This is a genomic window from Flavobacterium sandaracinum, from assembly GCF_004349135.1.
GTDB classification, from domain to species: domain Bacteria; phylum Bacteroidota; class Bacteroidia; order Flavobacteriales; family Flavobacteriaceae; genus Flavobacterium; species Flavobacterium sandaracinum.
The window spans coordinates 41,621-56,026 of record NZ_SMFN01000017.1; the positions used below are offsets into that span (position 1 = coordinate 41,621).

The window sequence follows — 14,406 nt, forward strand, 5'->3', positions numbered from 1 at the left end:
TTAAATTTTACAAGATTTTTTATAAACATCTAAACATTGATTCGCAGCAATTTCCCAACTAAATTTTTTTGCTTGTTCAATTCCTTTTATCGAAAATTCCTGACGATAAGATTCATTGTTAATTAATTTTTCTATTTTGCTGTATAGATCTTTGTGGCTATTTAATTCAAAATAAACGCCAGCATCGCCAGCCACTTCTGGAAAAGAACTATGTTTTGCTAAAACAACTGGACAACCACAAATCATTGATTCTACAACTGGCAAACCAAACCCCTCATACAAAGAAGGAAAAACAAAACATTTAGCATTAGTATAAAAAAATACCAACTCGTCATCTTCAAAATTTTTTTGAATGATCTTATCTTTTAAACCTAACTCAGCGATAAATTCATATTCATCTTTTTTAAAAACACCAGCGCCAGCACAAATTAGATACAAATCAGAATCCTTTTTTAAAAGCTCTGTAATTGACTCAACGAAAAAACGGAAGTTTTTATAATTATCCCGATTTCCAACAAAAAGGATATATTTCTTTGGCAAGCAAACATCAACCTGATGGTTTGGTTTTAAAGAACATCCGTGATAAACTACATCTATTTTCGATTTATCGATATGAGGATATATTTTTAAAATATCTTTTTTAGTGTTTTCTGAAACAGCAATTATCCGAGTTGCTTTTTCCATTAATAAAAGCTTATTTCGTACAACCATCTCATCATTCATAAAATACTCTGGAAAAAGCTCATGAATCATGTCATATACTGTTAGAACAAAAGGTTTTGATCCGATGTTTTTGAGAAAATAGGTGTCATAATATGTTGGCACAAATAAATCATAATCTTGTTTATTTAATATAAAAGCCAAATATTTATTTTTATAATCTTCTAATTTTACCTTGTTAGATAGCCTGAATTTATTAAGAATCTTGATAAGTAAAAAGTATATTTTTTGTCTATTTGAATATAATATACTTTCATTAAAATAAATATTAGTTGAGTTGTTTAATGGAACTCTAATACTAATATTTTTTCTATTTGAAAGTACAGAAAACACTTCTGTAAAATACCTTGAAATCCCTCCAAAACGCTGTGAATTAAAGATCTGTGGATCCAAAAGTATTTTCATTATTTTTTATATAAATTTAACAATGATTCATTTACAAATTGTAATTCTTCATTAGGAAAAGCCAAAATATCTAAATAATAAATAGTTGAATGCGAATTATAAATTTGTGATCTTTTAACATAATCATCAATCTCAAAAATATCCTTAATGGATTGTGTTATCTTGATTGGTGTTCCAAAATTATCTAAAAGACAAAAATTATTGTATCCATTTTCAAATAACCCTTCAATGGATAACTTGTATTTATCAATTATCAGTTCTCTATTTTTATCATGAACACCAATATTGTTTAAATAAGTTTGCATTTCAAAAAAAACAAATCTTGGTTTTTTCTTCAAATAATTTACATATTCTAAAAAGGAATTTATAACATCCCAATCAAAACCATCTGTATCAATTTTAAGTATGTCAAATTTAATTTTTTTTTCTAATGGAATTAAATTCATTAATTCTGAAAAAGAAATTGAATTTATTTCGCCTATTTCATTTGAATTATTTGAAATCGAACCCGTAGATAATGTATTGCTTTTTTCAATAGTATATTTTCCTTTATTGGTCGTGACAAATTTTTTTACTCCTAAAAATCTATCTTTCAAATTATTTAGCTTAATATTCTCTTCACATTCGCTAAAAAAACCATCATCTGGCTCTACTCCTACTATAAATGACTTATTGTTTTTAGAAAAAACGGCAATACTTGTATCCCCTATATTAGCTCCGACATCTATAATAAGACCATCAAAACTACTACATAAAACAGGCAAAAAACGATCATACAGTGGAAAGGACTTTTGGTATTGATCTAACATATGATTGCCTTTAAGAATAATTTTAAGATCACCAAAAAAACTTTCTCTCTCGATTAACCCCTCTGGTTTCTTTTCTTTTCTTGCAAATATATTTTTTATTATTTTGTTTAATTTCATCAGAATCTATTAGTCATTTTCATAGTATTTAAATAAATTTATGATATATTTTACATTTAATTACTTCAAAATTAAAAAAGTAAATAAATCAATTTAATTTTTTCCAATCGCAATTAACATAAACACATCCAAAATCTGTTCCAGCGTATTTATACAGATCAGAACCTGTTTCAATAATTTCAAAAGATAAACAATCGTCTAGACAATCTATCAAAACAACATTGGGTACATGTAAAGCAAATGTTAAATTAAACTGATTTGGCACTAAAAATTTTTCTGGTAAATTAACTTCAAATTTATGCATGCCTGCCTGATTTATTTTTTCGGATAATTTTATTTCAGAAGTAAAAATGACTCTTTCATTTCTGTCTACCAATCTAAACCCCAAATATGCATTAAGATATTGTTCCGCTACTTGTAATTTTACATTAATACCTATGGCTTCATCAAATCCAAACTCAGTTCTTATTTCATCGTTTTTATCAACAATAGCAAGACTCACAATTCCTGATTCTTGTACAGCTTCATTTACATAATGCCCTCTGTATCCCTCATATTGGTTAGACTGTAAATAATAATCAATTGCTTTATTGGTATTTCCTTCAAAAACAATGGTACCATTTTCCATCATGATCGTTTTGGTACACAATTGTTTAATTGCTGCCATATTATGACTCACAAACAAAACCGTTCTACCTCCCTCACGTGAAATATCCTGCATCTTCCCAATCGCTTTTTTCTGGAACTCCGCATCACCAACTGCCAAAACCTCATCGATAATCAAAATTTCCGGCTCTAAAAAAGCCGCTACTGCAAAAGCCAGACGAACTGTCATACCGGAACTATATCGTTTTACTGGGGTGTCAATATAGCGCTCACAACCAGAAAAATCAATAATTTCATCCAACTTGGCTGTAATTTCTTTTTTAGTCATTCCTAAAATAGCACCATTCAAGTATACATTTTCTCGGCCTGTCATTTCGCCGTTAAAACCCGTTCCCACTTCAAGCAAAGAAGCCACTCGACCCCCAAACTTAATGCTTCCTGTAGTAGGTGCCGTAACGCGGGATAGGATTTTAAGCAAAGTCGATTTTCCTGCTCCATTTTTACCTATGATTCCAAGAACTTCGCCACGCTCTACCTCAAAATTAATATCTTTTAGTGCCCATACATAATCGCTTGATCCTTTAGTACTGCGATCATTGACATCGCCAATTTTTAGATAAGGATCTTCTTTACCTCGGATCTGATGCCACCAACGGTTTACGTCATGACTCAACGTACCTGTACCTACTTGGCCCAGTCGGTATTGCTTAGAGATGTTTTCGGCTTTAAGAATTATGTTGTCCTCCCCCCGGCCCCCTCCAAAGGAGGGGGTGTCAGATCCTGATAAAAATGTTTTGTTACTCATTCCTGTCTTGATTACTCAATATTTTTTTTAATTTCGAGTAGGTCTTCACTCCTTCTGCGAAGTAGTTAAGACCTACTCGACTATTTTTTTATTCTGTTTCGTGAAAAATAGTACGAATTTCGCAACCAATTTTCTACTCAACAACTCCAATTATCTATAACCTGCCCATCGCTTTACTACTTAATCCCAATAACTTTTGAAATACAGGCAATAAAACTTTAGATTTTAGGTCTAAATCGACTCCCACTCCTTCGGAGGGGGCTGGGGGGAGGATTTTACACCGTATCTATAAAACTCTTCTCAATCTTGTTTACTAAATATTTATTTTCAATTTCGTAAAGGTCTTAACTTCTTCTCCGAAGAAGTTAAGACCTCACTGAAATTTTTTTCTATAATCCTACTCTAACTAAGTTCCTCTCAAGGAGTGGAAGACGAGACCCCATGGGAATGACAATGTTATTTTAAGTCTCTCTTTTAATACTTAGACTAAACTGAATATGTTTAATTTTTATTTGTCATACAGTACTGAAAGAGTTGAAGTCAAGCGAGAGAAAAATCAACTTACCTTTATTACTGCTCATTCATTTTATAAGTTTCAAGTATCTACGACAATAAAAATTGTTCTAAATCTATTGTATTTATACCCTGGTACGTATTCCCAGAAAAAAAATCAAAGGTAATCACCGTTTTAGAATAATTATCGTTTATGTTTACCAAGTTTCCAAATTCTCGTTCCAGCGTTTTAGTATCATTAATTGTCAAAGTAACTTGGAAATATTTTTTTTCTCCATCTTTTTCAGCAATAAAATCAATTTCTGATAGGTTCAACTTCCCAACAGTCACTTTAAACCCCTTAAACAACAAATGATTAAATACTGCATTTTCTAATATTTTCCCTCTATCTTCTATTCTATAACCCCAAATACCGTTTCGTATTCCTAAATTTTCAAAATAATATTTATCGCCAATCTCAAAAATCCTTTTACCAATCATATCGTATCGGGCCACTTTATGTACCAAAAAAGCATTGACCAAGTATTGGATATAAGTCTGCACTTGATTTGGAGCCATATTAACCCGTTGTGATTTCAGGAAATCACTTATCTTTTTCGCAGAAAAAACACTACCAGTATGACCAGCCAAAAACAAAACCAATTGCTCTAAAAAAGGAACATTTCGCACCGCATATCTATTGATAATATCCCGGTAAACAATAGTAGCATAAATATTTTTTAAATATTCAAATACGATACCATCTTCTAAAGGCAAATGTTTTAAATACGGAAGACCCCCATATTTTAAATACTTTTCTAAACTATCAGGACTCGTTTCTAAAACATGAAAATCTAAAAACTCTGAATACGAAAGGCTATACACGACGATCTCTATGTACCTCCCGCTCAAATGTCCCGCAATATCTCCCGACAACAAATTGGCATTACTGCCTGTACAATACAAATCTAAATCTTCGCGAAGCAACAAAGAACGCAAAGCAGCTTCAAAATCTTGAATATCCTGAATCTCATCTATAAATACATACGTCTTTCCCGTTACCGATTTTTGTTTCATCACATACGCATGCAAATCTTCGGCAGTTTTAATAAAAGAAAAAGCCAAATCTTCTTTGTTGATGTACAACAAATGCTTTTCAGGGTCTTCTTGTAGCAATTGCATCAACTGAAAAAGCAAATAACTCTTGCCCACACGGCGCTGTCCTGTAAAAACCTTTATGATGTTTTGTCCCATAAAAGGCTTCACCCTATCTATGTAGTGTGCTCTATTATGAATATTTTGAGGGATATTGAAAGAAATCATTACCGATACGTTTATACTTTAGTGTAAAAATACATTTTATTATCGACACGCCTATAGCTTTTGATAAAATGATGTATTACTGTCGATACGTTTATACTTTATTTTTACAAATAAATGCTGCATTTCTCCTGGTTAACTCAGAAACCCATTAAGATATTGCCAATCCTTAGCCATTAAAAATAGACATAATTGGCTCTGAAATTTTTATTTTTTGCTTTTCACAAATGCGTCAAAATTAAATTCGTTCACCTTTACATTCAAGATTTGCTATTTTAGCTACGTGATTTACAAAAATTTATCTTTGTAAATTCTTTCAATCCCTTCTAGCAATTCTATGGAATGTGTCCACGGCTTCGCGTGCTGATTCACAATGTAGTGACAACAGATACTACTTTATTTTTTTGTTCGCTAGTACCATCTACCATGACAAAAACTTCACATCGACTTCCTCTCCTTTGGAGAGGCCGAGGGAGAATCCTACACGGTATCTATAAAACTCTTCTCCGTTTTGTTAAAAATTAATATCCCTACCAAAAGTAAAGTGATTGTCACTACTGCTGTGTACCCCAATCCTAAAACAGAAACTTGCCCTATATTCAATAACATATATCGTGTCGTCTCTATAATGTATGCCAATGGGTTGTATTGCACCAACCAGGCATAATTTGGGATTTTCTCTTTGATTAAAGCCAAAGGGTACATTACTGCAGACCCGTACATCAGCAACTGTACGCCAAACGTTATTAAATAACTAAAATCTCTATATTTAGTAACCAAAGACGAAATGAACATCCCCAATCCTAGTCCTAGAACCCCCATTAAAACGATGAGCAAAGGAAAAAAAACAGCCAAAGGATTTAAGCTCACTGCTGCACCTTGCGCATAGTAATACAGGTAAAAAATAATAAAAATAAAGAATTGGATACCAAATTTAATCAAATTGGAGATCACTATGGAAATCGGCACAATAATTCGTGGAAAATACACTTTGCCAAAAATTCCGGCGTTGGCCCCAAACGTATTCGAAGTTCCTGTCAGGCAGGCGGTGAAATAATTCCAAACCGTGATTCCCGCTAAGTTGAATAAAAAAGGAGGAACCGTTCCTGTGCTGATCCCCGCTAAATTATTAAAAATAATAGTAAAAGTAATCGAAGTAAATAAGGGTTGGATCAGGTACCACAGTGGTCCCAATACCGTTTGTTTGTATACCGTGACCACATCTCTTTTTACAAAAAGAAGCAGCAAATCCCGGTATTGCCAGACTTCCTTAAGGTTGAGTGAGAAAAATTTATTTTTGGGTGTTATTTCAAACAGCCACGTGGTATTGGTTTGTTCTGAATGGTTCATTGGTTCATGCTACTATACTACTGTTCCTTGCCTGCACCTCAACTCAGTCGAGACGAATTCCGTTTTGTTGGTTAAAGGCAGTCGTTACGAGGCAAATATATATCATTTGGACCAAGTATCCCATTAAAAACGAAGGGTTAGCGTATTTCTTTTTTGCCATTTCCTTTTGGGGAGCGGAAAATAGTACAATTGCATTCCACCAACTTGCATAGCGCAAAAAAACAGCTACAACAATACACTCTTGCAGTTGTTTAGGAGGGAAGCATTGGGCTCGCATTCTAGAAGCGTGCTAGCTAAACCCTTTTCTTTAGTGCTTTGTGAAGTCTAGCACATCGGATAGCAATCCGGGTTTTGTTGTGTTTTAGTGTGGGATTGAGATCCAATTCTACTTGTGGGAGTGGCTTGGAAAACTGCAAGTTATGGTGCTACGGCGTTTATTCCTAAAAGCGCTACAGTCAGGATGTCCCTTATACAAGGAGTCAAAACTGTTGCTGCACTGGAAAAACGTCCCTAACTCTTATTAAAAAATACTGTTAAAGCAAATTAGAGGGAAGCGATAAAGGGCTTGTGTACATTGCTGCAAAAAAAAACCTTCTGTGACGCATCACAGAAGGTTTTCAATAGTATTATAAGTACTAATTAATGTCCAGGATTTTGAACCGCTAATTTATTATACAACAATTCATTTAATGGTATAGGCCATAAATACTGCGTATCAGTCGTATTCACTGATGGCGCAAGTCCTTTAGCAGGGAAGTTTTGTTTTAATCTCATGATATCAGGAGAACTAAACCCTTCGCCTAATAACTCAATTCTTCTTTCAATTGCAATTTGGTCCAATAATGCTTGAACATTCGCAAAAGACGCACTGGTGAAAACTGTAGTAGCATCTGATCTTCCTCGAACTGCATTTAACAATTGGATGGCTCTTGCATCCAAAGAATTTGAACTTCTAGCTAATGCTTCTGAAAGATTCAAAAGTACTTCTGAGTAGCGAATAACAGGAACAAAATCAGGATCACTTTGACTTTTAGTCCATTTGTGTAACCATGTTTTACCTAAAAGCACCACATTAAAATTTCTTCTAGAATCCGAAGTTTTCCAGTCCGTGTTAGCTGTAATACTTGTTGGAGCTAATGAGTATTCACTACCACCAACAGATGACGCATTGTAATAATGAACTAAACCATTTTGCGTTCCTTGAAGGTCATTAGGACCATAAGGAAATGAAAACACATTTTCAACAGTAACTGCAGCTGATGCAAATGCAGCTTGAATAGTAGGCGTCATAGCATTCGGCACACCACTAGTAGCAGTGAAAGGAGCTGAAATTGAAACAATTTTATTCGCTTCTGTTACCACTTCAGGGTATTTACCCATGCTCAAATACACTCTTGTTTTTAATGCAATAGCGGTATTTCTATGTGCTCTGGTCGTGTTGTTGAAAGCAGTTGTATTGGTCAAAGGAAGATTCGCTTCCGCAAAATTTAAATCGTCAATAACTTGCTTGTACACATCGGCTACAGAAGAGCGAACTAAATCATTATTACCACCACTAGTTTCAGCAACTAAACGCAAAGGAACTCCAAGCGATGCGCCGTTATCTTGCGTATATGGTTTAGCATACAAGGTCAATAGCGAATAATAAGAAAGCGCTCTTAGGAATCTTGCTTCGGCAGTAAAAGTAGTTTTTAGTTCAGGCGTTATAGGGGACGTTTCTAAACCTCCTATAACCACATTGCATCTGTTAATGGCTATGTAAGCTGCTGACCACAAGTTCTGCACCTCATTAGTACTAGATTGAACACCAAAGTTCCAAGTGAATAAATTGGTAACCCCATTGTTACGCTCATTATTGAATTCAGGTCCACGTACGTCTTGGTAATTTAAAAAGCGGCCTCCATAGAAGTTCCCCACTTTAACACCACTGTACATTCCCAGAACCAACTGTCCTACTCTTTGAGGTGTAGCAAATGCGGTTGCATCACTAATCCTGGTTTGATTTACTGGATTTAAGGCATCCGTATCACTACAGGAAACAATAACCAGCGCGGCAATCAACATTAAATATAAATTTTTCATACTTTTTTTTTAAAATTATAAACCTAAGTTAAAACCCATTGAAATTGTTCTAGCCATTGGAGCAGAGTTTCTGTCTACACTTGGCGAACCATTTGCATTTCCATTACTTGATATTTCTGGATCAAATCCAGAATAGTTAGTAAATGTAAATACATTTTGAGCACTTACATAAAATCTAAAACTGGTCAATTTCAATTTATCTAATAGACTTTGTGGCAAACTGTAACCAAATGCAATATTTCTCACTTTCATAAAATCTCCTTTTTCTAAATTATCAGAAATCGGCATAGAAGAACCGTTAGAAACATTATCACCAAAAACAATTCTTGGAATTGCCGTTATGTCACCAGGATTTTGCCAGCGCGTTAGCACTTCAGCAGAATTGTTCCATACTCTTTGATCACGCAAACCTGCTTGAGTTCCATTGTATACATAATTTCCACCAGAGAAATATAGCGAAAAATTCAAACTAAATCCTTTGTATGTAAAAGTATTATCCAATCCACCAAAATAAGTTGGCAAAGCTGGTCCCATCACTTTAGCATCTAAAGCTTGATTCGCAGCACGTGTTACCGTACCGTCACTAACTTTTGTCCATCTAGAAGCGGTAACAGGATTAGAATGATCATACTGAACAGCTGTTCCATCTCCATGGAAAAAAATTCTTCTTCCATTAGCTGGATTAACACCACCCGTTTGAACAATATAGAAATTTCCAATAGATTCACCTACTCTAATTATATTAGTGTTTTCTAGTTGAGTTGCCACGATAATATCAGAATTATTAGCATCTAATGACGTAACCACGTTCTTTTGAGTAGTAACGTTAACGCTTGCGTTCCATCTGAAATTGCCTTTGTCTACAATTTTGGCATTTAACGTAACTTCATACCCTGTATTTCTCATACTTCCAACATTGGCTAAAATTGAATTTCCAGGAATACCAGCAGAAGCTGATTGTGGTACGCTCAAAATTAATCCATCGATATCATTTTTATAATACCCTAACTCTCCTGTAAGGCGGTCGTTAAACAAACCAAAATTTATACCGAAATCCGTTTTGTTACTCGTTTCCCAAGTTAGGTTCTGATTTCCTGCTCTGTTAAAAAACAAGGAACCACTTGTACCATTTACCCCTGCATCATAAAAACTGCTTGCTGCAAAATCATTAAGTCCTTGGTTATTACCCACTACTCCATAACTTGCACGCAACCTAAATTGGTTAACAATATCAGAACTAACTATATTTCTAAAGAAATTCTCTTCTGTTAGTGCCCATCCTAGAGAACCTCCCCAGAAGTTACCCCATTTATTATCAGGAGCAAAAGCTGAAAAACCATCTCTTCTGGCATTAATCGATGCAAAATATTTTTTGTTATAATCGTAGTTTACACGTCCAAAATAAGATTCTAAATAATTTTCAGTCAGTAAATTACCAGAAGCTACTATTGCGCTAAAATTACCTTGGTACTCGTTAAAGAAAGGATCAGAAACACCCCTTCTTGAAGCTCCCCAAGATTCTATTTTAGTATATTGTCTCTCTGATCCCAATAGGGCACTTAAATCATGTTTGTCTGATAGTCTTACATTGTAATCTAAAATATTCTGAATTGACTTTCTAGAGTAGCGGTTCATCGTATTGGTAGCTGATCCAGAGAACTGCTGACCGTCACCATTTAAAGGTCCTAAGAAATCAATATTTTCAACCAAAAGGTTATCAATACCGTATAAAGATTTAAAATTAAGCCCTTTAGCCAGTTTAACTCCAATGTAAAAATTAGAAATAAAATGATCATTTTTAGATAAAAAAGTATTGGTATCCAATATGTACTGTGGATTTACCCATTGCAGCGGTGAAAGGTTGTTTCCTTGACCGATTTGAGTAGGAGCTAAATTATAAGTCCCATCATTATTAAAAGGCCCAACGTTTGGCGCTTGAGCAAAAGCCAATCTTGCTGCACCAGAGGAGGCAAAATTACTTCCAGCTGTTGACCCTGTACTTAGTCCGTTATTTCTTGAATTGGTATAATTAAAGGTTCCCCCTAAAGTCAACCACTTATTTACTTTTTGATCCAAAGTAAAACGACCGGTTTGTCTTCTAAAGGAGTTATTTACAAACATCCCTTCTTGCTCTAGTTGTCCTGCAGAAAGAAAGTATTTTGTATTCTCATTTCCACCAGAAATACTAAGGCTGTGGTTTGTTGCAGCACCTGTTCTGTAGATAATATCGTTCCAATTGGTATCAACCAAGTTACCATTAGCATCGGTCATCGTATAAAAACCTCTAGTAGTACCATTTGCTGGTGTACCTGCATTCCTTAACCCTTCATTTTTAATATCCGTAAATTGCTGTGCATTTAATAGTGGTATTAAATTAAAAGGACTTGTAAAACTCAACGAAGAATCAAAATTCACAGAAAACTTGCCTGCTTTCCCTTTCTTAGTCGTTATCAAAATTACACCCGCAGCAGCACGAGAACCATAAATCGCTGCAGAAGAAGCATCTTTCAATACCTCAATACTTTCAATATCAGCTTGATTAATGTTTGCTAAAGGATTATTAACCGCATTACTTTGGTTTAAGTTATCTCCGTTCCAAGAAGGAACACCGTCAATCACAATTAAAGGATAGGAACTTAAATTAATCGAGTTCACCCCTCTAATTCTAATTACTGCTTGATTTCCCAAAACACCATTAGGTTGCGATACATTTACACCAGATGCCGCTCCTGAAAGCGCTTGGTCAAAACTTTGAACTGGAATGTCTTTAATTCGACTCCCATCAATTTTGGCAATAGCACCGTTGACGTCTCTTCTCTTTTGAGTACCATAACCAACAACTACTACTTCTTCCAGTACACTGCCATCTTGTAATTTAAAATTAACCGTATTAGACGTTCCAACTTTAACCGCAACGTCTTGCATTCCTACAAAAGAAGCCACTAATACATCACCCACTTTTGCTTTAATGGAGTACTTTCCATCAAAATCAGTCTGAACTCCGTTTTTACTCCCTTTAACAACTACGTTGGCTCCTGGAATTGGCCCAGAGGCATCTGAAACAACTCCCGAAACAGTGGTCTCTTGTGCAAAAGAAAACTGCATAGATATCGCTAATAGTAGCGAAAAAACCCATTTGAATTTTAATCTCATATTAAATTAGTTAAATTAGTTAGGGTGCAAAAATGATAATAAATTGTTAAAAAAACTAATATTTTCGAAAATTAACAAATTATTATTCACTAACGTTTTTATTAAAAAAATCATATTACCTCCTATATATCGAGATTTAACCTGCGCCTTTTGCTACTAATTCATCATAAATGGCTATTTTTGTCAAAATTATTTTTTAATGCTACTCCCTTTTTTTTTAACACCAAATTTAGAAACTGGCACCGATGAAGCCGGTCGGGGTTGCCTGGCTGGCCCTGTTACAGCCGCCGCCGTTATCTTGCCTTCTGCTTTTGAAAATCACCTGTTAAACGACAGTAAAAAACTATCCGAAAAAGTTAGAGAAAAATTACGCCCCATTATTGAGCAACAAAGTATTTCGTATGCGGTAATACACCTCGAACCGTTGGAAATAGACCAAATCAATATTTTGAATGCGTCTATAAAAGCAATGCAACAGTCCATTTTGAAGCTGGACCCAAAACCCAATTATATTATTGTGGATGGCAACAGTTCGATTGCCTTAACTCCATCCCTTTTTACAGGCGAAGTCCTAGTCAAAAATACGGTGAAACGATTTTCTGAAAAGGATTGCAATACATTTAACGACATTCCTTTTAGCTGCATTGTTAAAGGAGACTCTAAATTTATGAGTATTGCCGCAGCTTCTGTTTTAGCAAAAACGTACCGCGATGAATATATGAATCGGATTCATGAGGAATTCCCCATGTACAATTGGAAACAGAATAAAGGCTATCCTACCAAAGAACATCGGGAAGCGATTAAGAAATATGGCGTCACAAAATACCATCGGTTGTCGTTTCGGTTGACTCTGTAACTTTCATAAGGGCAATTTACACATTACAGATCCGAAAGGAATTGATTTGGTTTAGTCCACTACTGTTCTATGTGGTCGAAATTGATTTTTGATTTTTGATTAACGATTTTTGATTGCAGCGGTGGGCTTAGATGTGGAAACGAGAATGGATTGCAGATTTTTGATTAACGATTTTTGATTGCAGAGGGGGGTTTAGATGTGGAAACGGGAATTGGTTTTTTGATTTTAGATTGTTGATTAACAATTTTTGATTGCAGAGGGGGGTTTAGATGTGGAAACGAGAATTGGTTTTTTGATTGTTGATTGTTGATTAACGATTTTTGATTGCAGAGGAGGGTTTGGATGTGGAAACGGGAATTGGTTTTTGATTGCAGATTGTTGATTAACGATTTTTGATTGCAGAGGGGGGTTTAGATGTGGAAACGAGAATTGGTTTTTTGATTTTAGATTGTTGATTAACGATTTTTGATTGCAGAGGTGGGTTTGGATGTGGAAACGGGAATGGATTGCAGATTTTTGATTAACGATTTTTGATTGCAGATTTAGGTTTTGATATGGAAACGAGAATTGGTTTTTTGATTGCAGATTTTGGATTAACGATTTTTGATTGCAGAGGGGTGGTTGGATGTGGAAACGAGAATTGGTTTTTTGATTGTAGATTGTTGATTAACGATTTTTGATTGCAGAGGGGGGTTGGATGTGGAAACGAGAATTGGTTTTTTGATTTTAGATTGTTGATTAACGATTTTTGATTGCAGAGGGGGGTTTGGATGTGGAAACGAGAATTGATTGTTGATTGTAGATTTAACGGATTTACACGGAGTTATCCCATCACTCTACTTCACTTTTTCTTTAGTCGATGTGAATCTGTAAATCACTGGCAACTCACAGTATTGGTATCGGTTACGAGTAGTTCTATATTTTAATCAAGCTATTTAGCAATGCGATTTGGATTTACTATGGCAAGGGATTTTGCTACTGAAACTCGCAAACAAATAACCTCGTGAAATGCGTTAGTATTTTTGCTTTGACCTCTTCTTCATCTACTTTTTCAACACCAAGTTCCACGTTTAATGAGGTAACGGCTTTACCGCGAATGCCACAAGGAATGATATTGTCAAAATACCCCAAATCGGCATTTACGTTTAGTGCGAATCCATGCATGGTCACCCAACGGGAAGCACGTACACCCAGCGCACAAATTTTTCGGGCAAAAGGGGTTCCAACACCCAGCCATACTCCTGTTTCTCCGGCACTCCTACCCGATTGTATTCCGTATTCAGCCAACGTAAGTATAATGGCTTCCTCTAGAAAACGCAGGTATTTATGAATATCCGTAAAAAAATTCTCTAAGTCCAAAATAGGATAGCCCACAACTTGTCCCGGTCCGTGATACGTAATATCGCCGCCACGATTGATTTTGTAAAATGTCGCTCCTTTGGCTTCGAGTTGTTTTTCAGACAACAGTAAATTGGATAAATCACCGCTTTTCCCTAGCGTGTACACATGCGGATGCTCGACAAAAAGGAAGTAATTTGGCGTTGGTAATTCGAGTTCCTCTCTGCGATTGCGAATTTTTAAGTCGACGATTCCTTTAAACAATTCTTCTTGGTATTCCCAAGTCGCTTTGTACTCTTTATTTCCTAAATCTTGAAGTTGGATGGTTGTATTCATTTCTTTAAAGAGGCAAA

The 14,406-nt window shown here is 35.1% G+C and carries 9 protein-coding genes; 1 reads left to right on the plus strand and 8 read right to left on the minus strand.

What is annotated here, in order from left to right; genetic code table 11:
* The 7 genes from E0F91_RS13265 to E0F91_RS13295 form a co-directional block, all read right to left on the minus strand.
* Positions 1-1,125 carry a glycosyltransferase family 4 protein gene (locus E0F91_RS13265; protein WP_132066942.1) on the minus strand — a complete coding sequence of 375 codons (1,125 nt, stop codon included), beginning with the start codon at positions 1,123-1,125 and terminating at the stop codon, positions 1-3.
* Positions 1,125-2,051, minus strand: a complete 927-nt coding sequence (locus E0F91_RS13270; RefSeq protein ID WP_132066943.1) for an FkbM family methyltransferase — start codon at positions 2,049-2,051, stop codon at positions 1,125-1,127. Before E0F91_RS13270 ends, E0F91_RS13265 begins: the two co-directional genes overlap by 1 nt.
* 88 nt (positions 2,052-2,139) lie before the next feature.
* Positions 2,140-3,462, minus strand: a complete 1,323-nt coding sequence (locus E0F91_RS13275; protein WP_132066944.1) for an ABC transporter ATP-binding protein — start codon at positions 3,460-3,462, stop codon at positions 2,140-2,142.
* A 603-nt stretch (positions 3,463-4,065) separates the two neighbouring features.
* Complete coding sequence (locus tag E0F91_RS13280; RefSeq protein ID WP_132066945.1) at positions 4,066-5,277, minus strand: ATP-binding protein; 1,212 nt, start codon at positions 5,275-5,277, stop codon at positions 4,066-4,068.
* Between the two features lie 477 nt (positions 5,278-5,754).
* Positions 5,755-6,624, minus strand: coding sequence for an ABC transporter permease (locus E0F91_RS13285; RefSeq protein WP_132066946.1), 870 nt, complete (start codon positions 6,622-6,624; stop codon positions 5,755-5,757).
* Between the two features lie 639 nt (positions 6,625-7,263).
* On the minus strand, positions 7,264-8,706 hold the full coding sequence (locus tag E0F91_RS13290) for a RagB/SusD family nutrient uptake outer membrane protein (protein WP_132066947.1): 1,443 nt from the start codon (positions 8,704-8,706) through the stop codon (positions 7,264-7,266).
* Between the two features lie 15 nt (positions 8,707-8,721).
* Positions 8,722-11,859, minus strand: coding sequence for a SusC/RagA family TonB-linked outer membrane protein (locus E0F91_RS13295; RefSeq protein ID WP_132066948.1), 3,138 nt, complete (start codon positions 11,857-11,859; stop codon positions 8,722-8,724).
* A 199-nt stretch (positions 11,860-12,058) separates the two neighbouring features.
* Here E0F91_RS13295 and E0F91_RS13300 point away from each other — a divergent pair, with 199 nt between their 5' ends.
* A complete protein-coding gene (locus E0F91_RS13300; protein WP_132066949.1) occupies positions 12,059-12,715 on the plus strand; it encodes a ribonuclease HII in 657 nt (218 codons plus the stop codon).
* Between the two features lie 975 nt (positions 12,716-13,690).
* Here E0F91_RS13300 and lipB read toward each other — a convergent pair.
* Entirely contained in the window at positions 13,691-14,389 is a 699-nt protein-coding gene (gene lipB / locus E0F91_RS13305) for a lipoyl(octanoyl) transferase LipB (protein WP_132066950.1), read from the minus strand.
* Between the last annotated feature and the right edge of the window lie 17 nt (positions 14,390-14,406).

What these genes read in the sequence shown, in the direction of transcription:
- E0F91_RS13285 (WP_132066946.1), bottom strand. Translation starts at nt 6,624, where the DNA reads ATGAACCATTCAGAACAAACCAATACCACGTGGCTGTTTGAAATAACA.
- lipB (WP_132066950.1), bottom strand. Translation starts at nt 14,389, where the DNA reads ATGAATACAACCATCCAACTTCAAGATTTAGGAAATAAAGAGTACAAA.
- E0F91_RS13270 (WP_132066943.1), bottom strand. Translation starts at nt 2,051, where the DNA reads ATGAAATTAAACAAAATAATAAAAAATATATTTGCAAGAAAAGAAAAG.
- E0F91_RS13290 (WP_132066947.1), bottom strand. Translation starts at nt 8,706, where the DNA reads ATGAAAAATTTATATTTAATGTTGATTGCCGCGCTGGTTATTGTTTCC.
- E0F91_RS13275 (WP_132066944.1), bottom strand. Translation starts at nt 3,462, where the DNA reads ATGAGTAACAAAACATTTTTATCAGGATCTGACACCCCCTCCTTTGGA.
- E0F91_RS13300 (WP_132066949.1), top strand. Translation starts at nt 12,059, where the DNA reads ATGCTACTCCCTTTTTTTTTAACACCAAATTTAGAAACTGGCACCGAT.
- E0F91_RS13280 (WP_132066945.1), bottom strand. Translation starts at nt 5,277, where the DNA reads ATGATTTCTTTCAATATCCCTCAAAATATTCATAATAGAGCACACTAC.
- E0F91_RS13265 (WP_132066942.1), bottom strand. Translation starts at nt 1,125, where the DNA reads ATGAAAATACTTTTGGATCCACAGATCTTTAATTCACAGCGTTTTGGA.
- E0F91_RS13295 (WP_132066948.1), bottom strand. Translation starts at nt 11,859, where the DNA reads ATGAGATTAAAATTCAAATGGGTTTTTTCGCTACTATTAGCGATATCT.